The organism is Kitasatospora brasiliensis (assembly GCF_032654805.1).
Taxonomy (GTDB): Bacteria; Actinomycetota; Actinomycetes; order Streptomycetales; family Streptomycetaceae; genus Kitasatospora; species Kitasatospora brasiliensis.
Genome location: NZ_JAUOOW010000004.1, coordinates 1 through 24999, shown reverse-complemented (window position 1 = coordinate 24999; position 24999 = coordinate 1). Strand labels below are relative to the sequence as shown.

The 24999-nt window shown below is 68.3% G+C and carries 18 protein-coding genes, 3 rRNA genes and 1 riboswitch; of the genes, 12 read left to right on the top strand and 9 right to left on the bottom strand.

Going from position 1 to position 24999, the window contains the following annotated elements; translation table 11 throughout:
• The first annotated feature begins 250 nt into the window (after positions 1-250).
• From QWJ13_RS16265 to QWJ13_RS16255, 3 genes are all read left to right on the top strand, one after another.
• Positions 251-676: a DUF4395 domain-containing protein gene (locus tag QWJ13_RS16265; RefSeq protein WP_316525246.1), complete on the top strand. Its 426-nt coding sequence runs from the start codon at positions 251-253 to the stop codon at positions 674-676.
• A gap of 257 nt (positions 677-933) precedes the next feature.
• Entirely contained in the window at positions 934-1704 is a 771-nt protein-coding gene (locus tag QWJ13_RS16260) for a lysophospholipid acyltransferase family protein (RefSeq protein ID WP_316525245.1), read from the top strand.
• Positions 1705-1901: 197 nt separating this feature from the next.
• Positions 1902-3260 carry a TolB family protein gene (locus QWJ13_RS16255; protein WP_316525244.1) on the top strand — a complete coding sequence of 453 codons (1359 nt, stop codon included), beginning with the start codon at positions 1902-1904 and terminating at the stop codon, positions 3258-3260.
• 67 nt (positions 3261-3327) lie between these two features.
• On the opposite strand, the gene rrf is transcribed toward QWJ13_RS16255, so the two are convergent.
• From rrf to QWJ13_RS16225, 6 genes are all read right to left on the bottom strand, one after another.
• Positions 3328-3444, bottom strand: a 5S ribosomal RNA gene (gene rrf / locus QWJ13_RS16250).
• An 83-nt stretch (positions 3445-3527) separates the two neighbouring features.
• Positions 3528-6648, bottom strand: a 23S ribosomal RNA gene (locus tag QWJ13_RS16245).
• Between the two features lie 278 nt (positions 6649-6926).
• Positions 6927-8450: ribosomal RNA gene (locus QWJ13_RS16240) — 16S ribosomal RNA — on the bottom strand.
• The 16S, 23S and 5S rRNA genes sit together here, the layout of an rRNA operon.
• A gap of 422 nt (positions 8451-8872) precedes the next feature.
• Positions 8873-9949 carry a threonine aldolase family protein gene (locus QWJ13_RS16235; RefSeq protein ID WP_316525986.1) on the bottom strand — a complete coding sequence of 359 codons (1077 nt, stop codon included), beginning with the start codon at positions 9947-9949 and terminating at the stop codon, positions 8873-8875.
• Entirely contained in the window at positions 9946-10704 is a 759-nt protein-coding gene (locus tag QWJ13_RS16230) for an SDR family NAD(P)-dependent oxidoreductase (protein ID WP_316525243.1), read from the bottom strand. Before QWJ13_RS16230 ends, QWJ13_RS16235 begins: the two co-directional genes overlap by 4 nt.
• On the bottom strand, positions 10701-12101 hold the full coding sequence (locus QWJ13_RS16225; protein WP_316525242.1) for a DUF6421 family protein: 1401 nt from the start codon (positions 12099-12101) through the stop codon (positions 10701-10703). Before QWJ13_RS16225 ends, QWJ13_RS16230 begins: the two co-directional genes overlap by 4 nt.
• 531 nt (positions 12102-12632) lie before the next feature.
• Between QWJ13_RS16225 and QWJ13_RS16220 the strand changes: the two genes are divergently transcribed.
• The 5 genes from QWJ13_RS16220 (at position 12633) to QWJ13_RS16200 (ending at position 17269) form a co-directional block, all read left to right on the top strand.
• On the top strand, positions 12633-13520 hold the full coding sequence (locus tag QWJ13_RS16220; RefSeq protein WP_316525241.1) for an ABC transporter substrate-binding protein: 888 nt from the start codon (positions 12633-12635) through the stop codon (positions 13518-13520).
• A 110-nt stretch (positions 13521-13630) separates the two neighbouring features.
• The gene (locus QWJ13_RS16215; RefSeq protein ID WP_316525985.1) at positions 13631-14509 is read left to right on the top strand and encodes an amino acid ABC transporter permease; all 879 of its coding nucleotides are present in this window, start codon (positions 13631-13633) and stop codon (positions 14507-14509) included.
• Positions 14506-15264 carry an amino acid ABC transporter ATP-binding protein gene (locus tag QWJ13_RS16210; protein ID WP_316525240.1) on the top strand — a complete coding sequence of 253 codons (759 nt, stop codon included), beginning with the start codon at positions 14506-14508 and terminating at the stop codon, positions 15262-15264. Before QWJ13_RS16215 ends, QWJ13_RS16210 begins: the two co-directional genes overlap by 4 nt.
• A 326-nt stretch (positions 15265-15590) precedes the next feature.
• Entirely contained in the window at positions 15591-16145 is a 555-nt protein-coding gene (locus tag QWJ13_RS16205; RefSeq protein ID WP_316525239.1) for a DUF5134 domain-containing protein, read from the top strand.
• 176 nt (positions 16146-16321) lie between these two features.
• Positions 16322-17269, top strand: a complete 948-nt coding sequence (locus tag QWJ13_RS16200) for a M56 family metallopeptidase (protein WP_316525238.1) — start codon at positions 16322-16324, stop codon at positions 17267-17269.
• Positions 17270-17309: 40 nt separating this feature from the next.
• Here the strand turns inward: QWJ13_RS16200 and QWJ13_RS16195 are convergent, their stop codons facing one another.
• Positions 17310-17741 (bottom strand): MarR family winged helix-turn-helix transcriptional regulator, encoded by a 432-nt coding sequence (locus QWJ13_RS16195; RefSeq protein WP_316525237.1) that lies wholly within the window; start codon positions 17739-17741, stop codon positions 17310-17312.
• Positions 17742-17828: 87 nt separating this feature from the next.
• Here QWJ13_RS16195 and QWJ13_RS16190 point away from each other — a divergent pair, with 87 nt between their 5' ends.
• Positions 17829-19343 (top strand): MFS transporter, encoded by a 1515-nt coding sequence (locus tag QWJ13_RS16190; RefSeq protein WP_316525235.1) that lies wholly within the window; start codon positions 17829-17831, stop codon positions 19341-19343.
• Between the two features lie 237 nt (positions 19344-19580).
• Positions 19581-20186, top strand: a complete 606-nt coding sequence (locus tag QWJ13_RS16185; protein WP_316525234.1) for a TetR/AcrR family transcriptional regulator — start codon at positions 19581-19583, stop codon at positions 20184-20186.
• A gap of 82 nt (positions 20187-20268) precedes the next feature.
• Here the strand turns inward: QWJ13_RS16185 and QWJ13_RS16180 are convergent, their stop codons facing one another.
• Positions 20269-21135 (bottom strand): Sco1979 family transcriptional regulator, encoded by an 867-nt coding sequence (locus QWJ13_RS16180; RefSeq protein WP_316525233.1) that lies wholly within the window; start codon positions 21133-21135, stop codon positions 20269-20271.
• A gap of 416 nt (positions 21136-21551) precedes the next feature.
• Here QWJ13_RS16180 and QWJ13_RS16175 point away from each other — a divergent pair, with 416 nt between their 5' ends.
• Positions 21552-22124, top strand: a complete 573-nt coding sequence (locus QWJ13_RS16175) for an ATP-binding protein (RefSeq protein WP_316525232.1) — start codon at positions 21552-21554, stop codon at positions 22122-22124.
• A gap of 389 nt (positions 22125-22513) precedes the next feature.
• On the opposite strand, the gene QWJ13_RS16170 is transcribed toward QWJ13_RS16175, so the two are convergent.
• The gene (locus tag QWJ13_RS16170) at positions 22514-22777 is read right to left on the bottom strand and encodes a DUF397 domain-containing protein (RefSeq protein ID WP_316525231.1); all 264 of its coding nucleotides are present in this window, start codon (positions 22775-22777) and stop codon (positions 22514-22516) included.
• 553 nt (positions 22778-23330) lie between these two features.
• Here QWJ13_RS16170 and QWJ13_RS16165 point away from each other — a divergent pair.
• Positions 23331-24290, top strand: coding sequence for a sirohydrochlorin chelatase (locus QWJ13_RS16165; RefSeq protein WP_316525228.1), 960 nt, complete (start codon positions 23331-23333; stop codon positions 24288-24290).
• Between the two features lie 433 nt (positions 24291-24723).
• Positions 24724-24886: riboswitch (cyclic di-AMP (ydaO/yuaA leader) on the top strand.
• Positions 24887-24999: the final 113 nt, after the last annotated feature.

The window sequence follows — 24999 nt, the reverse complement described above, 5'->3', positions numbered from 1 at the left end:
GTCCTGTTCCAGGCGGGACAACGCACGCCACCGGCCCGGCCATCCCCCCAGTCTGCGGCAGCCTTCGCCGGGCCCGAAAGGCAGTCGACCGCCGAGACCCGACCGCGTACGATCGGCCGACGGACTCCGACCCGCGCTCGACGCCGCACCCGGCCTCCCGCCGCACCGTCGACCCGGCCGGGGCCGCCGTCCGCCGAAGGCGCTGAAGCACCACCGTTGCCGCCGCCCGTCGCGACCCCCGGAGGCCCCGTTGCAGATCGACCCCCGCGGCCCCCGCCTGGCCGCCGCGCTCAGCTCGGTCGTCCTGCTCCTCACCCTCCACACCGGCAGCCGTCCCCTGCTGGCCGCCCAGACGCTCGTCTTCGCGCTCGGCGCGATCGGCGGCCTGCGCCTGGCCCCTTACATCCGGCTGTGCCAGGTACTGGTGCTCCCCCGGCTCGCCCCGCCCGCCGAGACCGCGGACGAACGGACGCTCCGCTTCGACCAAGGCGTCTGCCTGGTGTTCGCCGTGGTCGCCACCCTCGGCTGCTACAGCGGCGTGACCTGGCTCGGCCTGCTGGCCGGCGCGGCCGCGTTCACCGCCTCCTTCGTCAACGCCGCGTTCGGCTACTGCGTGGGCTGCGAGGTCTACCTCGTGCTCCGGCGCGCCCAGGGCCGCCCCACCGCCGGCACCTGACCCGTCAGCCTGCGAACCCACCCCCACCCCGCCGAATATGGGAAGCGGAAAAGTTCCCTTCCGATTCATCACGGAGATCACATCGCCAATATTCGCTTGACCGCACGGCTCAGGTGACAGCAGGCACCCATTCGGGGGATCATCTCCGTGTATCACCCGTGACCGCCGCGGAGTGCCGTGCTCCGGTCGGCACCGCCCGCGCAACGGCTCGGGTACCCGCCGAACCGGGCTCCGGCCCGTGGAAGTCAGGACTGACCGTGGCAGAGTTCGTGTACCCGCCGGTGATCGGCGCCGCACTCACCGCCTTCCGCGCGCTCGACGTGCGGATCAAGATCGTTGGCGCCGAGCACATCCCCGCCAGGGGGGGAGCGGTGCTGGTCAGCAACCACATCAGCTACCTGGACTTCCTCTTCGCCGGCCTCGGCGCGTACAGCGGCGGCAAGCGCAAGACCCGCTTCATGGCCAAGGATGACGTCTTCAAGCACCGGATCTCCGGCCCGCTGATGCGCGGCATGAAGCACATCCCGGTGGACCGCACCGACGGCCAGCCCGCGTACGAGGCCGCCGTGCGCGCCCTCAAGGCCGGCGAGGTGGTCGGGGTGTTCCCCGAGGCGACCATCAGCCGCTCGTTCATGCTGAAGAAGTTCAAGACCGGCGCCGCCCGGATGGCCGCCGACTCCGGCGCCCCGCTGCTGCCCGTCGTGCTCTGGGGCACCCAGCAGCTCTGGACCAAGGGCCGCCCGAAGACCCTCACCAAGCGGCACGTCCCGGTCACCATCATGATCGGCGAACCGATTCACCTCGGACCGGACGACAAGCCCGTGATGGTCACCCGACGCCTGCGTGCCGCCATGAGCGAGATGCTCGACCGGGCTCAGAGCGAGTACCCCGGCAAGCCCTCCGGCCCGGACGACACCTGGTGGCTGCCCGCCCAGCTCGGCGGCACCGCCCCCACCCTGGAGGTCGCCGAGGCCGAGGACGAGGCGGAGGCCCTCGCCAAGGCCGAGCGCCGAGCCGCCCGGGGCTGACCCGCGCTCCTCCCCCCCTACCGCCCTCCGCCACTTTCCGCACCTACTCCACGCGACCGAGTGAGCGCGTTCCGTCGCGTGTCGCCCGACCGTCGGCGCTCCCCGTCTGACACAGTGACAGCTCCTTTCAGGGGCCTTCGTCCTGAATCCTCGGCGGGGGCCACACGTCGGAGCGGTCGAAAGGCTCGGAGGCGGAGATGGCACGGATCACCGGCACACGGCAGTCACCCAGGGGCAGAGCCCGCACCCGCGCAAGCGCCGGTGCGGGCCTTCTTCTTCTCGGCACCCTGCTCACCGGCTGCGGGGCCGAACCCGGGGAGATCCCCCTCTCGGAGATCCGACCGGAGACCCCCGCCACCACCCCCGAAGCGACGCCCGCCGCCACCCCCGGCGTGGTCGGCGCGGCCGTCGGAGCCCCCGCGGCCGCCGCACACAACGGGCTGATCGTCAGCCGCGCCTACACCGACTCCTCCCGCACCACCAGCGCGATCGTCACCCTCTCCCCCGACGGCACCGGCCAGCACCAGGTCACCCAGCCACCGGCCCGGACCCGCGACGACCGCCCGGACTGGTCACCCGACGGCGCCACCATCGCCTTCGACCGCACCGACCCGCAGACCGGCAACGCCCGGCTCTGGACCGTGCCCACCGCCGGCGGCACCGAGCACCAGGTCGACCGGCTCTGCGACGGCGGCACCACCGACTGCGCCAACGAGGACGAGCGCGCCCCCGCCTTCTCACCCGACGGCAAGCAGATCGCCTTCAGCCGGTCGTGGGGCGCCCTGGACCCGTCCGGCAACCACCAGATCCAGTACTCGGACCTGTACCTGATGAGCCCCGACGGCACCAACGTCCAACGGCTCACCTTCCTCACCAACGACAAGCCCTACTCCGGCGCGGTCAGCAATCCCAGCTGGTCCCCCGACGGCAAACTCCTCACCTTCGAGTACCGCACCAGCGCCACCGGACAGCCCGCCAACAGCCGCTCCATCTACGTCGTCAGCGTGGACGGCACCGGGCTGCGCCAGCTGACCCCCTGGGAGCTGCGCGCCGGCGACCGCGCGAACTGGTCACCCGACGGCACCCAGATCCTCTTCACCACCTACCCGGCCGGCCCCGACAACGCCCCCGGCGGCGGCATCTACACCGTCCACCCCGACGGCAGCGCCATCGGCGCCCTCACCCCCGCGCCCTCGGACGCCTTCTACGGCACGGCCGCCTATGCACCCGACGGCAAGTCCATCGTCTTCACCCAGGCCCCCGCGGGCGCCGGCGCCGACCTCTACAGCATGCGACCGGACGGTACGGGCGTCGCCCGCCTCACCAACAGCGCGGACAAGTGGCTCAGCCGACCGGCCTGGGGGACTGCCGACCCTACGGCCGCACCCGCCACCGCGGCGGCGTCCGCCGCTCCCGGCGCTCCAGCCGCTTCCGCTACGTCCGCTACGTCCGCTACGTCCGCTGCTCCGAGTGGGGCGGCGGCTCAGGCCCAGGGGCAGGCGCCGTCCCCGCGGCCGCAGGTCGACTCCGAAGCCGAATCCGATTCCGACGAATAGGTTGCCCGGCCCTGGAAATGCGAAGAACCCCCATCCGGATCCCGGATGGGGGTTCTTCAGAAGAATTGTTCGGCAGCGTCCTACTCTCCCACAAGGTCCCCCTTGCAGTACCATCGGCGCTATGAGGCTTAGCTTCCGGGTTCGGAATGTAACCGGGCGTTTCCCTCACGCTATGACCACCGAAACACTATGAAACTGTGCACCGCACACCCCGACAATTTCAGGGCGGGTCGTTGTTTCAGAACAACACAGTGGACGCGAGCAACTGAGGACAAGCCCTCGGCCTATTAGTACCGGTCAACTCCACCCCTCACAGGGCTTCCATATCCGGCCTATCAACCCAGTCGTCTACTGGGAGCCTTACCCTCTCAAGGAGGTGGGAGTGCTCATCTCGAAGCAGGCTTCCCGCTTAGATGCTTTCAGCGGTTATCCCTCCCGAACGTAGCCAACCAGCCATGCCCTTGGCAGGACAACTGGCACACCAGAGGTTCGTCCGTCCCGGTCCTCTCGTACTAGGGACAGCCCTTCTCAACACTCCTACGCGCACAGCGGATAGGGACCGAACTGTCTCACGACGTTCTAAACCCAGCTCGCGTACCGCTTTAATGGGCGAACAGCCCAACCCTTGGGACCTACTCCAGCCCCAGGATGCGACGAGCCGACATCGAGGTGCCAAACCATCCCGTCGATATGGACTCTTGGGGAAGATCAGCCTGTTATCCCCGGGGTACCTTTTATCCGTTGAGCGACGGCGCTTCCACAAGCCACCGCCGGATCACTAGTCCCTACTTTCGTACCTGCTCGACCCGTCAGTCTCACAGTCAAGCTCCCTTGTGCACTTACACTCAACACCTGATTGCCAACCAGGCTGAGGGAACCTTTGGGCGCCTCCGTTACCCTTTAGGAGGCAACCGCCCCAGTTAAACTACCCACCAGACACTGTCCCTGATCCGGATCACGGACCCAGGTTAGACATCCAGCACGACCAGAGTGGTATTTCAACGGCGACTCCACAACAACTGGCGTTGCTGCTTCACAGTCTCCCACCTATCCTACACAAGCCGAACCGAACACCAATATCAAGCTATAGTAAAGGTCCCGGGGTCTTTCCGTCCTGCTGCGCGAAACGAGCATCTTTACTCGTAATGCAATTTCACCGGGCCTATGGTTGAGACAGTCGAGAAGTCGTTACGCCATTCGTGCAGGTCGGAACTTACCCGACAAGGAATTTCGCTACCTTAGGATGGTTATAGTTACCACCGCCGTTTACTGGCGCTTAAGTTCTCAGCTTCGCCCCACCGAAGTGGAGCTAACCGGTCCCCTTAACGTTCCAGCACCGGGCAGGCGTCAGTCCGTATACATCGCCTTACGGCTTCGCACGGACCTGTGTTTTTAGTAAACAGTCGCTTCTCGCTGGTCTCTGCGGCCACCCCCAGCTCAGAGTGCAAGACTCGTCACCAGGAATGGCCCCCCTTCTCCCGAAGTTACGGGGGCATTTTGCCGAGTTCCTTAACCATAGTTCACCCGAACGCCTCGGTATTCTCTACCTGACCACCTGAGTCGGTTTGGGGTACGGGCCGCCATGAAACTCGCTAGAGGCTTTTCTCGACAGCATAGGATCATCCACTTCACCACAATCGGCTCGGCATCAGGTCTCAGCCTCAATGAGTGACGGATTTGCCTATCACTCGGCCTACACCCTTACCCCGGGACAACCACCGCCCGGGCTGGACTACCTTCCTGCGTCACCCCATCGCTCACCTACTACCCCGTTGGGTCACCGGCTCCACCACTTCCCTTTGCCCGAAGGCTCCAGGACGGCTTCACGGGCTTAGCATCAAGAGGTTCAGCGTTGGCGCTTCAAAGCGGGTACGGGAATATCAACCCGTTGTCCATCGACTACGCCTGTCGGCCTCGCCTTAGGTCCCGACTTACCCTGGGCAGATCAGCTTGACCCAGGAACCCTTGGTCAATCGGCGCAAGAGTTTCCCACTCTTGTATCGCTACTCATGCCTGCATTCTCACTCGTATACCGTCCACGACTGGTTTCCACCGCCGCTTCACCCGGCACACGACGCTCCCCTACCCATCACAGCAGGCGTTGGCCCTTCATGCTGCAATGACACGACTTCGGTGATGTGCTTGAGCCCCGCTACATTGTCGGCGCGGAATCACTTGACCAGTGAGCTATTACGCACTCTTTCAAGGGTGGCTGCTTCTAAGCCAACCTCCTGGTTGTCTCTGCGACTCCACATCCTTTCCCACTTAGCACACGCTTAGGGACCTTAGTCGGTGTTCTGGGCTGTTTCCCTCTCGACCATGGAGCTTATCCCCCACAGTCTCACTGCCACGCTCTCACTTACCGGCATTCGGAGTTTGGCTAAGGTCAGTAACCCGGTAAGGCCCATCGCCTATCCAGTGCTCTACCTCCGGCAAGAAACACGTGACGCTGCACCTAAATGCATTTCGGGGAGAACCAGCTATCACGGAGTTTGATTGGCCTTTCACCCCTAACCACAGGTCATCCCCCAGGTTTTCAACCCTGGTGGGTTCGGTCCTCCACACGGTCTTACCCGCGCTTCAACCTGCCCATGGCTAGATCACTCCGCTTCGGGTCTTGGGCATGCAACTCAACCGCCCTATTCGGACTCGCTTTCGCTACGGCTACCCCACACGGGTTAACCTCGCTACACACCGCAAACTCGCAGGCTCATTCTTCAAAAGGCACGCAGTCACGGCCCACCAGCAAGCTGATGAACGACGCTCCCACGGCTTGTAGGCACACGGTTTCAGGTACTATTTCACTCCGCTCCCGCGGTACTTTTCACCATTCCCTCACGGTACTATCCGCTATCGGTCACTAGGGAATATTTAGGCTTAGCGGGTGGTCCCGCCAGATTCACACGGGATTTCTCGGGCCCCGTGCTACTTGGGAGATGAGCAAGCAAGCCGTACAGATTTCGTCTACGGGGGTCTTACCCTCTACGCCGGACCTTTCGCATGTCCTTCGACTACCCATACGGTTTCTGACTCGCCCAGCCGCCGGCAGACGACTGAAGCTCATTCCCACAACCCCGCATTGGCAACCCCTGCCGGGTCTCACACCAATACGGTTTAGCCTCATCCGGTTTCGCTCGCCACTACTCCCGGAATCACGGTTGTTTTCTCTTCCTGCGGGTACTGAGATGTTTCACTTCCCCGCGTTCCCTCCACACTGCCTATGTGTTCAGCAGCGGGTGACAGCCCATGACGACTGCCGGGTTTCCCCATTCGGACACCCCCGGATCAAAGCTCGGTTGACAGCTCCCCGGGGCCTATCGCGGCCTCCCACGTCCTTCATCGGTTCCTAGTGCCAAGGCATCCACCGTGCGCCCTTAAAAACTTGGCCACAGATGCTCGCGTCCACTGTGCAGTTCTCAAACAACGACCAGTCACACACCCTCGGCAACCCGAACCGGGCTACCTCAAGTGAGGCCGGCACTGAGACAACGGTCAACCCGTTCCCTCAGGACCCAACAACGTGCCCGACACAGTCAATCCCAGACCGCTTTCCACGCCCCAAGGGGCAGTACTAACCTCTGATCTCTTCCTGTGCCGAATAGTCAACGTTCCACCCATGAGCAACCGTGCAGGACATTCGCCTGCAAGCGGCTATGTGCTCCTTAGAAAGGAGGTGATCCAGCCGCACCTTCCGGTACGGCTACCTTGTTACGACTTCGTCCCAATCGCTGGTCCCACCTTCGACGGCTCCTCCCCTTACGGGTTAGGCCACCGGCTTCGGGTGTTACCGACTTTCGTGACGTGACGGGCGGTGTGTACAAGGCCCGGGAACGTATTCACCGCAGCATGCTGATCTGCGATTACTAGCAACTCCAACTTCATGGGGTCGAGTTGCAGACCCCAATCCGAACTGAGGCCGGCTTTTTGGGATTCGCTCCGCCTCACGGCATCGCAGCCCTTTGTACCGACCATTGTAGCACGTGTGCAGCCCAAGACATAAGGGGCATGATGATTTGACGTCGTCCCCACCTTCCTCCGAGTTGACCCCGGCAGTCTCCTGTGAGTCCCCATCACCCCGAAAGGCATGCTGGCAACACAGAACAAGGGTTGCGCTCGTTGCGGGACTTAACCCAACATCTCACGACACGAGCTGACGACAACCATGCACCACCTGTATACCGACCACAAGGGGGCACCTGTCTCCAGGTGTTTCCGGCATATGTCAAGCCTTGGTAAGGTTCTTCGCGTTGCGTCGAATTAAGCCACATGCTCCGCTGCTTGTGCGGGCCCCCGTCAATTCCTTTGAGTTTTAGCCTTGCGGCCGTACTCCCCAGGCGGGGAACTTAATGCGTTAGCTGCGGCACCGACGACGTGGAATGTCGCCAACACCTAGTTCCCAACGTTTACGGCGTGGACTACCAGGGTATCTAATCCTGTTCGCTCCCCACGCTTTCGCTCCTCAGCGTCAGTAATGGCCCAGAGATCCGCCTTCGCCACCGGTGTTCCTCCTGATATCTGCGCATTTCACCGCTACACCAGGAATTCCGATCTCCCCTACCACACTCTAGCCTGCCCGTATCGAATGCAGACCCGGGGTTAAGCCCCGGGCTTTCACATCCGACGCGACAGGCCGCCTACGAGCTCTTTACGCCCAATAATTCCGGACAACGCTCGCACCCTACGTATTACCGCGGCTGCTGGCACGTAGTTAGCCGGTGCTTCTTCTGTAGGTACCGTCACTTGCGCTTCTTCCCTACTGAAAGAGGTTTACAACCCGAAGGCCGTCATCCCTCACGCGGCGTCGCTGCATCAGGCTTTCGCCCATTGTGCAATATTCCCCACTGCTGCCTCCCGTAGGAGTCTGGGCCGTGTCTCAGTCCCAGTGTGGCCGGTCGCCCTCTCAGGCCGGCTACCCGTCGTCGCCTTGGTAGGCCATTACCCCACCAACAAGCTGATAGGCCGCGGGCTCATCCTGCACCGCCGGAGCTTTACACCAACCCCCATGCGGAGGAAGGTCATATCCGGTATTAGACCCCGTTTCCAGGGCTTGTCCCAGAGTGCAGGGCAGATTGCCCACGTGTTACTCACCCGTTCGCCACTGATCCACCCCGAAGGGCTTCACCGTTCGACTTGCATGTGTTAAGCACGCCGCCAGCGTTCGTCCTGAGCCAGGATCAAACTCTCCGTGAATGTTTACCCGTAATCGGGTCGACACCCGCGTTGAGCGGCACGGCAACCACCGGAATAGGGCGGCCCCGCGCACTGCGTCCTCGCTAGTGTTTTACTTCAAAAGGAATCTCCAACCCCAGGAAACCTGAGGCCGGGGATGTCAACATATCTGGCGTTGACTTTTGGCACGCTGTTGAGTTCTCAAGGAACGGACGCTTCCTTCGGACTGCCTTCCAGCAGGCCCTCCGGGCTTCGTTCTTTCGTGTTCCCAGCTTATCAGATGTTTTCCGCTCCGTTTTCCGGAGTTTCATTCATCGGATTCGCTTTCCGCTTTGTCGCCCCGGTCTCCCGCGGCGACTCCGGAACTGTACGGGCACCGGCCCGCCACATGCAAATCGTCCCGCCCTGCTGGCGCAGGGCGGGACGATCTTGTTCCGGCACCGTCAGGCGCGGCCCATCTCCTCGGCGATGGCCGCCGCGAAGGCGTCGATGTCGGCCTCCGTGGTGTCGAAGGAGCACATCCAGCGCACCTCTCCGGTGTGCTCGTTCCAGAAGTAGAAGCGGTAGCGCTTCTGGAGCCGCTCGCTCACCTCTCGCGGGAGGATCGCGAACACCGCGTTCGCCTGGACCGGGCGGACCAGCTCGACGCCCTCGATCTCGCGGACCGCGGCCGCCAGACGCTCGGCCATCGCGTTGGCGTGGCCGGCGTTGCGCAGGTACAGGTCCCCGGAGAGCAGCGCCTCGAACTGGACCGAGACGAAGCGCATCTTCGACGCGAGCTGCATCGAGGTCTTGCGCAGGTACTTGATGTTGCGCACCCGCTCCGGGTTGAGCACCACCACGACCTCGCCGAACAGCAGGCCGTTCTTCGTGCCGCCGAAGGACAGCACGTCGACGCCCACGTCGGTGGTGAAGGCGCGCAGCGGCTGGCCGAGCGAGGCCGCGGCGTTGGCCAGGCGGGAGCCGTCCACGTGGACGAGCATGCCCAGCTGGTGGGCGTGCTCGGTGATCGCGCGGATCTCGTCGACGGTGTAGAGGGTGCCGAGCTCGGTGCTCTGGGTGATGGAGACCGCGAGCGGCTGGGCACGGTGCTCGTCACCGAAGCCCCAGGCCTGCTGGTCGAGCAGTTCGGGGGTGAGCTTGCCGTCCGGGGTGGGGACGGTGAGCAGCTTGATGCCGCCCATCTTCTCCGGGGCGCCGCCCTCGTCCACGTTGATGTGGGCCGACTCCGCACAGACCACCGCGCCCCAGCGCGGGAGCAGCGCCTGGAGGGCCACCACGTTGGCACCGGTGCCGTTGAAGACCGGGTAGGCCTCGGCCTTCTCGCCGAAGTGGCGGCGGAAGACGTCCTGGAGGTGGGCCGTGTAGTCGTCCTCGCCGTAGGCGACCTGGTGGCCGCCGTTGGCGAGGGCGATCGCGGCGAGGACCTCCGGGTGCACGCCGGCGTAGTTGTCGCTGGCGAAGCCGCGGACGGCGGGGTCGTGCCGCCGTACCGCGTCCGTACGGGTGAGGTCGGTCATCGGGCTGTCAGCCACAGGTGCTGTCCGTTCAGTTCTGCTGCGGGGCGGTCCCAGAGGCCCGCCAGGTGGCCGGCGAGGTCGGCGGTGTCGGTGAAGCCGGCGAACTTCGCCTCCGGCTTCTCGGCCCGCATTTCGGGACTGACCAGCGCCTTGATGACCAGGATCGCAGCTGCCGCGGTGGGCTCGCCGTCGGGGTCGGTGGTCTCCTTCTTGAAGGAGTCCGCCATGGCGAGGGTCCACGCCTCGGTGGCGGCCTTGGCGGCCGCGTAGGCGGCGCCGCCGGCGGTGGGCTTGTGCGCGGCCGCGGCGGAGATCATCGCGTAGCGGCCGGCGGAGCTGCGGACCAGCGCGGGCTGGAAGGCGAGCGAGGTGTGCTGGAGGGTGCGCACGACGGTGTCGTGCAGGAAGTCCCAGTCGTCCAGGCGGGTGTCGAAGAAGGTCTTGCCGCCGCGCCAGCCGCCGACCAGGTGGAACAGGCCGTCGACGTGGCCGTGCTCGGACTCCAGGTGGTCGGCCCAGTCGTGGACCTCCTGCGGGTCGAGCAGGTCGATCACCTGGCCGCTGACCTTGGCTCCGCGGACGGCCACCCGGGTGGCCTCCAGGGCGGACTCCAGGCGCTGGGCGTCGATGTCGGCGCCGATCACGGTGGCGCCGTCGGCGGTGAGGCGGCGCAGCACGGCGCGCCCGGCCGGGCCGCTGGCTCCGGCGACGGCGATGACCTTGCCGGCCAGCGGGGCGTTGGTGGAGGTGGTCACGCGGCGGCTCCCTGGATCCCGGTGCCGGTGATGCCGGCGGTGGCGGCGATGACGCCGCTCAGCTTCTTGTTGAGGGCCTCGTAGAACATGCTCAGCGGGAACTCGTCCGGGACCACGGCGTCGCACAGGGCCTTGTTGAGGGCCTTGCCGTCGGTGATGTCGAGCGGCAGGGCCTCGGGGCCCTTGGCCCAGGTGGAGGCCGGGTGCGGGGTGAGGTAGCGCGAGACCAGCTCGTAGGCGGCGATCCAGTGGGCCGACTTGGGCCGGTCGATGCCGTCGCGGTACAGGGTCTCGATCTCGGCGCAGAGCGCGTTGGTGACCTTCGGGGCGCGCTCCCAGTCGATGCTGAGGCGGTTGTCGCGCCAGCGCAGCGCGTCGTGCTTGTGCAGGTAGGCGAAGAGCAGCTGGCCGCCCATGCCGTCGTAGTTGCGCACCCGGTCGCCGGAGACCGGGAAGCGGAACAGGCGGTCGAAGAGGACCGCGTACTGGACGTCGCGGGCGTGCGGGTTGCCCTCGGCCTCCAGCTGCACCGCCTCCTTGAAGGTGGTGAGGTCGCAGCGGAGCTCCTCCAGGCCGTACATCCAGAACGGGCTGCGCTGCTTGATCATGAAGGGGTCGAACGGCAGGTCGCCGTGGCTGTGGGTGCGGTCGTGGATGAGGTCCCACAGCACGAAGGTCTCCTGCGCGCGCTGCTGGTCCTGGAGCAGGCCCTCGGCGTCGGCCGGGATCTCCAGGCCGAGCTGCTGGACGGCGCTGGTGGTGACGGCGCGGAAGCGGGCGGCCTCGCGGTCGCAGAAGATGCCGCCCCAGGTGAAACGTTCCGGCGCCTTGCGCACGGCGACCGTCTCGGGGAAGAGCACGGCGGAGTTGGTGTCGTAGCCGGCGGTGAAGTCCGTGAAGGTGATCGGCACGAACATCGGGTTGTCGAAGCGGGTGCGCTCCAGCTCGGCCAGCCAGTCGGGCCACACGACGCTCAGCAGGACGGCTTCCAGGTTGCGGTCCGGGTTGCCGTTCTGGGTGTACATCGGGAACACGACCAGGTGCTCAAGCCCGTCCTCGCGCTGGTCGGCGGGGTGGAAGGCGAGCAGCGAGTCCAGGAAGTCGGGCTCGCGGTAGCCGGTGTCGGCCCACTTGGCGAGGTCCGCGTCGACGGCGGCCAGGTAGGCGGCGTCGTGCGGGAAGTTCGGAGCGAGCTCCTTGACGGCGTCACGGACGGTGGCGACCAGCGGGTCGACGGTGTGCCGCTGGACGGCGGCCAGGTCGATCGAGCCGTCCTTGGACTGGAGCGGGCGCAGCGTCTCGACGGCCTCCTTCAGGCGCAGCCAGGCCGGGTGGCCGGCGAGGGTCGAGACCGGGGCGTCGGCCGCCACAGCGAGCCTTGGCGAAAGATTCTGCATCGTGGACTCACTTCGACAGGAGTTATTTCAACGGGGACACCATAAGTACGAAAGGTTCTCCTGTTCAAGAGGGTCCGGGCCGACAAAGTTCCGGCGCGCCGCCGCCCTGGCGCCGATTCCTTCGGCGAGAAGCCTGCTGTCCGTCATGTGGACAGTGATCTGGATGTTCTGGACAGATGTGCCGTTCTGATGCGAACCTCCCCGCATGCTCCCGGCGGTGATCACGGTGGCCGAAGGCCACGACAACCCATTCCGGGTGCCCTCCCGTCGGCACGTCGGCCCTTGCTGTCGCGCGCGCGGCCTCCGCTGCCGCCATCGCCGCTGCTGTTGACCGCTCGCCGCCGATTCCGGCTGCCGCCGGTCCGGCCCGGGGGGCGCCGCGGACGCGGGCCCGTACGCCGACCATGCCGCGTGTGTTCCGACACCGCCACCCGGGGGAAGTGACCCGCCGGGTCGCGGGTCGCCCGGTCACGGCCCTCCCGCGCCCCTCCCTGTTGTTCCCCCACGCCGGTCCTTCCCTGGAGCCCCACCATGACCATCCGCAAGCCGTCCGCCGCACTGCCCCTCGCCCTGCTGGTCGCCGCCGCGGCCGCGCTGACCGCCTGCGCGCCGCAGGACTCGAAGTCCGACGCCGCCTCCGGCGCCTCGGGCACGGCCGGGGCCGCGGCGAGCTGCGCGCCCGGGGCGCTGGCGACGCGTACCGCCGGGACGCTGACCATCGGCACCGACAAGCCCGCGTACGACCCGTGGTTCTCCGAGGACAAGCCTGAGAACGGCAAGGGCTTCGAGTCCGCCGTGGCCTACGCCGTGGCGGAGAAGCTGGGCTACCCGAAGGAGAAGGTCAGCTGGGTGGTCGCGCCGTTCAACAAGGCGACCTCGCCGGGCGCCAAGGACTTCGACTTCGACCTCAACCAGGTGTCCATCAGCGACGAGCGCAAGCAGGCGGTGGACTTCTCCTCCGGCTACTACGACGTGCGCCAGACCGTCATCGCGCTGAAGAACTCCAAGGCGGCGAACGCCAAGAGCATCGCCGACCTCAAGGACGCCAAGCTCGGCGCGCAGATCGGCACCACGAGCCTGGAGACCATCACCGACACCATCAAGCCGAGCACCCAGCCGGCCGTCTTCGACTCCAATGACCTGGCCAAGGCGGCCTTGAAGAACGGCCAGGTCGAGGCGCTGGTGGTGGACCTGCCGACCGCCTTCTACATCACCGGCGCCGAGGTGCCGGAGGCCCAGGTGGTCGGCCAGTTCGAGGCGACCGCGAAGGCCGAGCAGTTCGGCCTGGTGCTGGACAAGGGCTCCAAGCTGACCGGCTGCGTCTCGCAGGCTGTGGACGCGCTGCGCGCCGACGGCACGCTGGCGAAGCTGGAGAAGCAGTGGCTCTCCGACGCCGTCTCGGCACCGGTGCTGAAGTGAGCACCGAGCTGAGCCCCGGGGCGGACGGGGAGACATCGAGCGGCCCGGCGGTGGGGCCGACCGAGGTGGGTCTGACCAAGGTGGGGCCGGCCGCGTCGGGTCCGGTCAAGGTGAGGCCGGCCGAGTCGGCGACGGCGCAGGACGACTACCGCCCGTCCGAACGGCGGCTGGCGCACGAGGCCTACCGGCGCTCCCGTGCCCGCCGCTCGGCACTGATCGCCACCGCGTCGACCCTGGTGACGGCGGCCGTCCTCTATCTGCTGGTCGTCAACTCCCCCGGCTGGGCGGTGACTCGACGGACCTTCTTCAACCTCGACTACGCCCGCCAGGCGCTGCCCGAGGTGCTGAAGGGGTTGCGGCTCAACCTGGAGCTGATGCTTGGCTGCGGGGTGCTGATCCTGCTGTTCGGGCTGCTGCTGGCGGTGCTGCGGACGCTGCGCGGGCCGGTCTTCCTGCCGGTGCGGCTGCTGGCCACCGCGTACGTGGACTTCTTCCTCGGGCTCCCGATGATCATCTGCCTGCTGGTGATGATCACCGGGGTGCCGGCGCTGCGGCTGACCGGGGTGACCACCGACCCGCTGCTGCTGGGCGGCGGTGCGCTGGTGCTCACCTACTCGGCGTACGTGTCGGAGGTGTTCCGCTCCGGCATCGAGTCGGTGCACCCGAGCCAGCGGGCCGCGGCGCGCTCGCTGGGGCTGACCAACGCGCAGGCGATGCGGTACGTGGTGCTGCCGCAGGCCGTCCGGCGGGTGGTGCCGCCGCTGATCAACAACCTGGTGAGCCTCCAGAAGGACACCGGGCTGGTCTCGATCGGCGGCGCGATCGACGCGGTGTACGCGGCGAAGATCATCGCGGCCCGGTCCTTCAACTTCACGCCGTACCTGGTGGCGGGGCTGGTGTTCATCGTGCTGACCATTCCGCTGACCCGGTTCGCCGACTGGCTGACCGGCCGGATGAACCGCCGCGAGCTCCAGGGAGGTGCGGTGTGACGTCGAACGAGGTGCTCCGACTGGAGTCGGTACGCAAGACCTTCGGCAGCCAGCTGGTGCTGCGCGACGTGGACCTCGCCGTGGCCGAGCACTCGGTGACGGCGCTGATCGGGGCGTCCGGCTCCGGCAAGTCCACGCTGATGCGGTGCGTCAACCTGCTGGAGGGGATCGACGACGGGGCGATCTTCCTGGACGGCGAGGAGATCACCGATCCGCGTGCGGACGAGGACGCCGTGCGGCGCCGGATCGGTGTGGTCTTCCAGTCGTACAACCTGTTCCCGCACCTGACGGTGCTGGAGAACATCACGCTCGCCCCGCGCCGGGTGCACCGGGTCGCCCGGGCCGAGGCGGAGGCGCGGGCGCTGGAACTGCTCGACCGGCTCGGGCTGGCGGCCAAGGCGAAGGAGTACCCGGACCGGCTCTCCGGCGGACAGCAGCAGCGGGTCGCCATCGTGCGCGCGCTGGCCACCGGGCCCCGACTGCTGCTCCTGGACGAGATCACCGCGGCGCTCGACCCGGTGCTGGTCGGCGAGGTGCTGTCGGTGGTGCGGGACCTCAAGGAGCAGGGGATGACGATGGTCCTCTCCACCCATGAGATGGGCTTCGCCCGCGAGGTCGCCGACCGGGTCTGCTTCCTGGACGGCGGGGTGGTGCTCGAACAGGGCCCGCCTGAGCAGGTGTTCGACGATCCGCAGGAGGAGCGGACCCGGCAGTTCCTCAGCCGGGTGGTCGCCTCGGGGCGGCTCCAGGGCTGAGCGGCGGCTCCGGGGCCGAGCGGGCGGCTCCGGGGCTGAGCGCGGCCGAGCGCGCTCGACGGGGTGTGCGACCCGGTGCGCGGCCAGGGCTCCCGCGACGATGGGCACCCCTGTGCGCCCCCGTACGCGCCTGGCCGCCTCCGGGCGGGGGCGGTGATCGTGGACCGGACGTCCGTCGGGGCGCACGAGGGGGCGGCGAACGGCGAACAACTGACAGCGAACAGATAACAGCTGACAGATTTCATCATCTGTTCGCTGTCGTCTGTTCGCCGACCACTGTTCGCTGTTCGCCGCCCTCCGGCGCCCACCGCCCCGGGAGGCCGCCGTTGCACGGACCCGCCCTGGTCAATTGGCTCCTCGCCCTCCTCACCGCGGGCGCCGGCTCCTCCTGTCTGCTCCGGCTGCGCCACTCCCCCTGCGCCCCGCACGGCGCACACCGGCCGCTCGCCCGCGAGTCCGATGCCGCCGAGGCCCTGATGGGACTCGGGATGGCCGCGATGGCCGTCACCGGCGCCACCGTTCCGGCCACCGTCTGGGCCGGGCTCTTCGCGCTCCCCGCCACCGCCTTCCTGCTCGCCGCCATCCACGCCCAGGCGGGCCGAGTGCACCGGCTGCACCACGCGGTCGGCGCACTCGCCATGACGTACATGGCCCTCGCGATGGCGACCGCCTCCGGCCACGAGCACCACCACGCCGCCACCCTGGGCCTTCCGGTGCTGACCGGTGTCCTCCTCCTCTACTTCGGCGGATACACCCTGTGGACCGGCAGTCGCCTGCTGCGCACCCCGACGGGCACCCTCGCGCTGGGCACCGCCGGCCTGCCGCAGGCCTGCCGACTCACCATGGGCATCGGCATGTTCGCCATGCTCCTGACCATGTGACGACCACGCGGCACCATGTGCCGACCATGCGGCGCTCCCACCCGGCACTCCAAGACCCTCACCCGGGCGTGGCGTTGGTCACTGGCCCGTCGAAAGCCGTTCCACCGGGCGTCGCCAGCGCATAGGTTGGCGGGGAGCGCGCTGTCGCGTGCCGTGCGTACTCGGGGAGCCCATCGATGCCCGCCCTGATCGGCCTGCTGCTGCTCGGACTGCTGCTCTCGACCGTCGCGCCCAGGCTGCTGGCCCGGGCCCGCTGGGCGGAGCGCGAACCGGTGCTGGCACTGCTGGTGTGGCAGTGCCTGGTGGTGGCGGTGCTGCTCTGCTGCGCGCTGGCCCTGCTGCTGGCGGCCTCCGCCGCCCTGCCCGAACTGCGCTCGCTGCTGTTCGCGGGCGCACCGCACGGCGTCGAGGCGGCGTACGGCCTCCAGGGCGCCGAGGGCTGGGGCCGGCTGTGCGCCGCGGTGCTGGCGGCGGGCGGGCTTCAGACGGTGCTCGCGCTCACCCGGGAGGTCCGTACGGCCAAGGCCCTTCGCCACCGGCGGCACGCCCAACTGGCGACTCGGGCACCGGAGTTGCCCGACAGTATGGAAGCCGACCGAAGCCGCCGGGAGCGGCTGGTGGTGCTGGAGAACGTCCGCCCGGAGGCCTGGTCACTACCCGGGCCGGACTCCCGGCTGGTGGTCACCACCGGCGCCCTCCAGCAGCTGACCGACCGGGAGTTGGCGGCCGTACTGAGTCATGAGCGCGGCCACGTCCGGGCCCGACACCACTGGCTCCAGCAGTTCGCCCAGGCGCTCGCCTCCGGTTTCCCCGGGGTCGGCGTGTTCAGCACCTTCCGCAACCAGGTCGCGGAGCTGGTCGAGCTGGCCGCCGACGACCGGGCCGCCCGTCGGCACGGCCGGCACACCACCGCCCTCGCGCTGGCCGAACTCAACCTGGACCGCGGGGTGTTCGGCTCCTGCCCACCCGGCCTGGCGCAGTCCCCGAAGCGGGTGGACCGACTGCTCGCGGGCCGTCCCCGGCTCTCCGTCCCGCACCGACTGCGGCTCACCGTCGCGGCCCTCGCCACGCCCGCCGTGGTCGTCCTGCTGGCCGCCGCTCCAGGGCTTCACTCACTGCTCTGAGAACCCAGCAGCACGCCACCGAAACAGTATTGACGCCGGGTCAGTCCGAGGATGCACCACGGGCCGGGTCGATCCCGTCGCCGAGGGTCAGCGCCAACACCTCGCGATGGAGCGGCCTGGCCTGAACGTAGCGGTCCCGGCCGGCCTCCGTCAGGGTGAGCTGGACGCCCCGCCGGTCGCTCTCGCACATCGCCCGGACGACCAGTCCGGCCTTCTCCAGGCGGGCGATCAGCCGCGAGAGGGCGCTCTGGCTCAGATGGACGGTGGGGGCCAGCTCGTTCACCCGCACGGCATCCCCGCCGCCCTGGCATGCCTCGACCAGGCGTTCCAGCACCTCGAACTCGCTCATGCCCAGCCCGTACCGCTCACCCAGCTCGCGATCGAGCATGCAGGACGCGGAGGCATGCCGAGCCAGCAGCTCGCGCCACTGCGCGACGAGACCGGCCTCCGCCGGGGAGTCGAGTTCAGCCACGCCGCCACCCTAGCACGTGCATAGACAATTATTGTGTTCACATCTAATTCATTTGCATTGAATGCACGTGCATGTACTGTCCTCCCCATGACCACCGCGACCGTCACGCCACCTGGCGCCCCGTCAACCAGTGGGCCGCACTGGACTCCCCACCTCTGGGGCACCCTGATCGTGCTCTGCGCCGCCATGTTCCTGGACGCCCTGGACGTCTCCATGGTGGGCGTCGCCCTCCCCTCCATCGGCTCCGACCTGAACTTGTCCACCGCCGCCCTGCAATGGGTGGTCTCCGGTTACGTACTCGGCTACGGCGGCCTGCTGCTGCTCGGCGGCCGCGCCGCGGACCTGCTCGGCCGCCGCCGGGTGTTCCTGGTGGCCCTGGGCGTCTTCGCCGCCGCCTCGCTGCTCGGCGGCCTGGTCGACGACGGCGGCCTGCTGATCGCGGCCCGCTTCCTCAAGGGCGTCAGCGCCGCCTTCACCGCCCCGGCCGGCCTGTCGATCATCACCACGACCTTCGCGGAAGGCCCGGCCCGCAACCGCGCCCTGTCGATCTACACCACCTGCGGCGCCAGCGGATTCTCGCTCGGCCTGGTGCTCAGCGGCCTGCTCACCTCGGTCGGCTGGCGCTGGACCTTCCTGATGCCCGTCCCGGTCGCACTGCTCGCCCTGCTCTTCGCGATCCGGCTGCTTCCCCGGTCGGCCGAGGAGCGCGCCAAGGGCGGCTACGACATCCTGGGTGCGATCACCGGCACCTCGGCCGTGCTGCTGCTGGTGTTCACCGTCACCGAGGCCCAGGGCGCCGGCTGGTTGAGCCCGCGCACCCTCGGCTCGCTGCTGGTCGTCGCCGCGCTTGCCGCCGCCTTCCTCCTGGTGGAGAGCCGCACCGCGCACCCGCTGGTCCGGCTCGGCATCTTCCGCAACGGCTCGGTCGCCCGCGCCAACGTGGTCGCCTTCGCGATGACCGGCGCGTACGGCGGGTTCCAGTTCGTGGTCACCCTCTACCTCCAGCACCTGCTCGGCTGGTCCGCTCTTGAGATGGCCCTCGGGCTGCTCCCCGCCGGGGCCTTCATCGCGCTCTCGGCACCGTTCATGGGCCCGATCGTGGACCGCTTCGGCACCGGGCGGCTGCTGCCGATCGGCCTGCTCTCGCTGGTCGCCGCGTTCGCGATGTTCCTGCGGCTGGACGAGCACAGCTCGTACGTCGGCCTGGTGCTGCCCTCGATGCTGCTGCTCGGCGTGGGCTTCGCGTTCGCCTTCCCCTCGGTGAACATCGCCGCCACCGACGGCGTCTCCGACGAGGAGCAGGGCCTGGCCTCGGGCCTGGTGAACACCGCGATCCAGGTCGGCACCGCGGTGGTGCTGGCCGGGGCGACGGCGATGATCACGGCCGGAAGCGCGGGCGGTGACAGCCCGCAGGCCCAGCTGGACGGCTACCGACCGGCCCTGCTGTTCGTCACGGCGGTCGCCCTGATCGGCCTGGTGGTCGCGACGGTGGGCGCTGTGGTGGACCGGCGCAGGAATGCAACTCCCGTGCGAGTGCCGAACTATGATGGCGCCTCAGAAGAGTCGACCGCGGCCCGGGTCGAAGTCCTGGCCGAGCGCTGACCGACCGTCTCCGACTACGGACGGCCTCCGAGCCTCCGGGCCGCCAGGCCATGGCGCCGGCTCCACCAAACCCCCGTGTTGGTGGAGCCGGCCGTTTTCATGGCGGCCGCCCGGGCAGCGCCCGTCGGGGCACGGTTCCCCGGTGCGGCTGTCGGCTCCGCCAGTATATTGGCTCGGAGCCAACGAACGTTCGGAGCAGACACGATGGCACCTCGCGGGGATTCGGTCAATGAGGAGATGCGGCAACGCTCCCGCCGACGCATCATGCGGGCCACCGTCGAGCTGGTTGACCAGCACGGTTATGCGGGCACCACGCTGACGGACATCGCCGAGCGGGCCGGGCTGGCCCGCGGGCTGCTCTCGTACTACTTCGACGGCAAACGGCTGCTGATGCAGTCCGCGACGCACCGGATGATGCACCAGGCCCTCTCCGGCGCGCTCGCGGAGCTCGCGCCCGGCACCTCCCCCGAGGCCCGGCTGGCCCGGGCGATCGACACCGTGCTCGGGCTGGCGATGGACCACCCCCGGGTGATGCGCTCGCACCTGGCGCTGATCCTCGACCCGGACACCGGCGCCTTCGTCCAGGACCCGGAGCAGCAGCAGCTCGGCGCCATCCTCCAGGAACTGCTGCGGGACTGGGGCGCACCCGATCCGGTCGCGGAGCACGCGGTGCTGCGCAGTGCGCTGATGGGCGGCTGCATCGGGGTGCTGCTGCCGGACGCCGAGATCCCGTTGGCGCCGATCCGGGCCGACCTCTTCCGCCGCTACGACCTGGACTGGAGGCTGGGCCTCCCGCCGCAGCCGTGCCCGCCGGAACGCGAACGGCCGCCGGCCCGCGACTGACGGCGGGTGGGCGGCCTGGTCGGACCGACTGCCGGAGGGGCCTCGCGAGGGAGGGATCTCACAGGCCCCTGACGGCAGTTGCTCAGCGCTCCTTCAGGATCGAGGCGAGCAGGTCGATGGTGCGCTCCGGTGTGAGACTGTCCACACAGAGCCGCTCCATGACCTGGATGTAGGCGTCCACGTCGTCCCGCTTGTCCAGGTAGAGCGCGCTGGTGAGCTGCTCCAGGTAAACCACGTCCGCGAGGTCCTGCTCCGGGAAGCGCAGGATCGTGAACGCCCCGGACTCGCCCGCGTGCGCGCCGAACCGGAACGGCATCACCTGGATCACCACGTTGGCCTGCTCCGCGATGTCGATCAGGTACTGCACCTGACCGCGCATCACCTCGGGCCCGCCGACCGGCCGCCGCAGCGCGGCCTCGTCGATGACCGCCCACAGCCGCGGGTTGGCGCCCTCGGTGAGCAGCTTCTGACGGCGGAGCCGCAGGCTGACCCGCCGCTCCACCTCCTCCTCGTTGATCGCCGGTCGACTCTGGCCGAAAACCGCCCGCGCGTACTCCTCGGACTGGAGCAGTCCGGGGATGAACTGCACCTCGTAGGTGCGGATCAGCTGGGCGGCCTCCTCCAGGCCGACGTAGGTCTGGAACCAGCCCGGCAGCACATCGTTGAAGCTGTGCCACCAGCCGGACTTGTTGGCCTCGCGGACCAGGCCGAGCAGGGCTTCCCGCTCCACGCCGTCGTCCACGCCGTACAGGCTGAGCAGGTCGGCGACGTCACGCTCCTTGAAGCTGACGCGGCCGAGTTCCATGCGGCTGATCTTGGACTCGGAGGCTCGGATCGCGTACCCCGCGTCCTCGCGGGTGATGCCGCGCGCCTCACGCAGGCGCCGCAACTGCGAGCCGAGGAGGATCCGGCGGACCATCGAGCCGCCGCCCGGCTGAACTGTGGTCATGCGGTCGAAACCTCCACCTAGGGCAAACAGCGCACAGTCTGCCATCAGTTGAGCGCTCACGGTGCCGATACTGACGGATGTTCCTATCAGTTCCGCACTCCATGCACCAGGATGCACGTGCATCCGGCGTTTGCATATGCCAATAGTGCGACTGCACGTGAATCGACTCTTGCATCTGCCGTGAGCGCACACCACCATGGTGCACGTGCACCTGCACACCCCTGGCATTCCCGCGGGCTCCGCGTCGACCCCACGCGCGACTCCGTGCACCGACCCGACGGCGTCCCCGCGCCATCGGGCGTTCGAGTGCGCGCGCGCCTGGTCGAGGGGCGGCCGAGCGGCCGAGCGAGTCGGAGGTGACCGGCATGACCCCGGCGGGTCCAGCCGTGTCCGCCCCCTTATGGGAGGAGCTCTTCATGAGCACCGGTACGGCTTTGGCGGTTGACCCCCATGTGGTCACCTGTACGCTCGCTCCTCGCTTCGAAGCCGTCAGAACCGCGCGCGACTTCGCCCGGACCACGCTCCAGCGCTGGGGCCTGACGGAACTCTTCGACGACGTGGCGCTGGTGGCCTCGGAACTCGTGACCAACGCGCTCCGGCATGCGATCGGCGCACGACCCGACCCGTCGGGCGGCAACCAGGGCGAGTACGACTTTCCCATACAGCCGACTCCCGAGGGCCGGCTGCCGATCCGAATAAGCCTGGTTCACCGCGCGCCCCAGGTGGTCTGCGCGGTGAGCGATCCGAGCAGCCTCGGTCCGATCGCCCGGGAGGCGGACTTCGTCGCCGAGTCAGGCCGCGGACTGCACCTGGTGGAGTCGTTCAGCCGCTCCTGGGGCTGGCACCCGCTGGGCAGCGGCAAGGTCGTCTGGGCGATGTTCGAGGCCGAGTCGATCGGCGCCCCGTTGAACGGACATCCGGAGCTCGGCGGCCGCTCACCGCTCGACGGCCCGGTCGACGTCGGCGGACGGCATCGGCGTTCGGCCTAGGGCCAGCCCTGCGGCCGGGCCAGGTCCTGCGGCTGGGTCGGATCCTGTGACCGGAAGCAGCCCTGCGGTCGGGCTCCGGGCAGGCCGGGTTCGGAACGGATCAGGTTCAGGCGTATCAGGTTCAGGCCGGTCAGGTCCTGCGCCTGGAGCGGCCCCTGTGTCGGACGGCGCGCGGCCGGTCGCGGAAGTCCCGGGAGGACCACACCCCGGGCCCCCTCCCCAGGGCAAGGCGATGCCCTTCCGGCGCCCTGGACCCGCGAGCTCTCCGGGCTCCCGAGGCCGGCCGGACGGGTCGGCAGGACGGGTCGGCAGGACAATCAGACAAAGACAAAGGCCGTCGTGGTGTCGGCACCCACGACGGCCCCCCGATGATGGAGCGCGACGGTCGGTCAGACCGCCAGGTGGTCGAACTCCCCGTCCTTCGCCCCCAGCAGCAGGGCGGCGATCTCCGCCCGGGTGTAGATGAGTGCCGGACCATCCGGGAACCGCGAGTTGCGCATCGCCACATCGCCGCCCGGGAGGGCCGCGAACTCGACGCAGTTGCCCTGGGAGTTGCTGTGCCGGCTCTTCTGCCAGACCACTCCCCGGAGATCGGCGGCGGCCATTCCGTTGTAGGTGTCGTACGAGCCGTGCGTGTCCTGCGAGTCGTGCATAGAAATCTCCCGAAGAGCTCCGGAGTTGTCGTCCAGCGCGGCGCCTCCGGCACCGCCGAACGAACGGACCGGCCCCGTACCGGCCCGGCACAACGCCTCACTTGACGCGATGATAGCCGCAGTGCACGTGCATCAGCACGGGACATTGCAGGTGCAGGAGGCTTTTCACCGGCAGTCGCGAACTCTTCACGGACCCTTCTCCTGACGGCACGTAAACGGACATAGCCCATGGAATCGTCGAGCTCGCAATAACCGGCCGTGAGCACCTCCCCGCTGAATGTTGATCTTCGAATGCCGGGAGTCGCGTCCCCGTGACCCTCCGTCAGGCCTCCCCCCAGCTGTGAGACATCTCACGCGCCACAGGTGCAACGCCCGCCCCCTGGGGCGACGTCAAGACCGTGACCGTCCACGCGGGGCTCGAAGAGGAATGTCCGGATTGTAGGCAAAGCGCCCGAACGGCGGCGGAGACACACCGGGTCCGCACCATGATCGCGTGAAACCCGTACGGCAGCCGACTGCAAGCCGGACCGGCCGATGTCCTACGATCTCCGGCATGAGCACCGCAGCCATCCCGGGCGCGCCACTGCCCGTCCGCACTCCAGGCTCCCGTGCGCGGGGGCGCCATCGTCGTCCCGAGCGCCCCGAGATCCCGGCCGGCGCCCCGGCCCTGGTGCTCGCCGTGCCCGCGACCGCCGGGCCCGAATCCCGGTCGGTCGTCGAGGAACTGCTCTCGATCGTCCGTACCGAGCAGAACGGCGTCCGGACCGCGGTCGGCTACCTCCCGGGGAACGGTACGGAGGCCGGAGGCGGCGAGGAGCGCACGGTGGCCGAGCTGCTGGCGATGGCCGCCGAGACCGGGCTGCCGATGCCGGTCCTGGTGCCCCTGGTGCCCGGCCCGCACACCTTCCTGACCGAGCTTCACGCGCTCGCCGCCGAGTACGGCGCGCCCGTCACCGACCCGCTGGGCCCGCACCCGCTGCTGGCCGAGGCCGTGCACGTCCGGCTCTCCGAGGCCGGTCTGGCCCGAGCCGACCGCGCCCGGCTGTTCGCCATCGCGACCGCCGCGGACGGCGTGGTGCTGACCACCGTCGGCGGAGAGGACGCGGCCGCCGCGGCCGGCATCACCGGCGTGCTGCTGGCCGCCCGACTGGCCGTGCCGGTCGTCGCCGCCGCGCTCGACGTGCCCGGCTCGGTCGCCGCGGCCGTCAACCACCTCAAGGAGACCGGCTCCCAGCGCCCGGCGCTGGCCCCGCTGGTGATCGGCCCGGAGGCGGACTCCGAGCTGCTCGCCACCGCCGCCGAGGAGACCGGCTGCCCGTCGGCCGCGCCGCTGGGCGCTTACCCGTCCGTCGGCCAGCTGATCGCCTCCACCTACCTGGCCGCGCTGCCCGCGCCGTCCGCGGAGGACCTGGCGCGGGCCGAGGCGCAGGCAGCGGCCGCCGCCGAGGCCGAGGGGGTCCTGGAGGGCACTCGCGGCGCCCACGCGGCCGCCGAGGGGCGCGCCAGGCAGTAGTCGACACCGCGCGCGGGTTCGCGCGCGCCGAAGGGCACCGAAGGGCCTGGAGCGGTTTGCGCTCCGGGCCCTTCGTTTTGCCGTGACGGAATGAAATGTCCGTTCTGGTGTCATTTGAAAGGAAACGGGCCGGGCGGACTCGGGCGCTCGGGCCGCTGCCCGCTCCCGGCTTTCCACGGTGCGTCGCTCCACGCGTCGATGCGTCGTCACCGTTCAGCTGAAGCGGAGCCAGTTGTCGAATTCCTCAACAGCATTGCTTGAAAACGATCATTTGCCATCATGATCAAATGTGCATTTAGCAGTTCCCGCCAAACCGTGATGCGCATCACAGGGTTTGCTATGTGAACTTGAGTCTGATTAACGTGCTCCCCGTTCGTGACCACACGAACCCGGTTCATCCGCAACGCCGAGTCCTGCCGTCGGATGTCCTGGCAGCGAAATAACGCACCACGGCAGGAGCGGGGGACCCACAGGTAAGTCGCCCCGGACCGATCCCCGGAACGGTCCAGGGCTAGGGGTGAAGCCGCGCTCACCGCGCGGCCGGGCAACTCCAGCCCGAATCCGACAGCTCACCTCGCAGGCGTGGGAGAGGACCGCGTCTTCATGCTGCCCACCAACGGCACTCGCCTGTCCAGTCGCACCAGCCGCGTGATCGCCGCCCTCGGCGTCGCGGGCGTCGGACTCACCGTCCCCTGCATCACCTCCGGCA

What these genes read in the sequence shown, in the direction of transcription:
- QWJ13_RS16190 (WP_316525235.1), top strand. Translation starts at nt 17,829, where the DNA reads ATGACCACCGCGACCGTCACGCCACCTGGCGCCCCGTCAACCAGTGGG.
- QWJ13_RS16200 (WP_316525238.1), top strand. Translation starts at nt 16,322, where the DNA reads ATGCCCGCCCTGATCGGCCTGCTGCTGCTCGGACTGCTGCTCTCGACC.
- QWJ13_RS16225 (WP_316525242.1), bottom strand. Translation starts at nt 12,101, where the DNA reads ATGCAGAATCTTTCGCCAAGGCTCGCTGTGGCGGCCGACGCCCCGGTC.
- QWJ13_RS16170 (WP_316525231.1), bottom strand. Translation starts at nt 22,777, where the DNA reads ATGCACGACTCGCAGGACACGCACGGCTCGTACGACACCTACAACGGA.
- QWJ13_RS16185 (WP_316525234.1), top strand. Translation starts at nt 19,581, where the DNA reads ATGCGGCAACGCTCCCGCCGACGCATCATGCGGGCCACCGTCGAGCTG.
- QWJ13_RS16220 (WP_316525241.1), top strand. Translation starts at nt 12,633, where the DNA reads ATGACCATCCGCAAGCCGTCCGCCGCACTGCCCCTCGCCCTGCTGGTC.
- QWJ13_RS16175 (WP_316525232.1), top strand. Translation starts at nt 21,552, where the DNA reads ATGAGCACCGGTACGGCTTTGGCGGTTGACCCCCATGTGGTCACCTGT.
- QWJ13_RS16165 (WP_316525228.1), top strand. Translation starts at nt 23,331, where the DNA reads ATGAGCACCGCAGCCATCCCGGGCGCGCCACTGCCCGTCCGCACTCCA.
- QWJ13_RS16180 (WP_316525233.1), bottom strand. Translation starts at nt 21,135, where the DNA reads ATGACCACAGTTCAGCCGGGCGGCGGCTCGATGGTCCGCCGGATCCTC.
- QWJ13_RS16235 (WP_316525986.1), bottom strand. Translation starts at nt 9,949, where the DNA reads ATGACCGACCTCACCCGTACGGACGCGGTACGGCGGCACGACCCCGCC.
- QWJ13_RS16255 (WP_316525244.1), top strand. Translation starts at nt 1,902, where the DNA reads ATGGCACGGATCACCGGCACACGGCAGTCACCCAGGGGCAGAGCCCGC.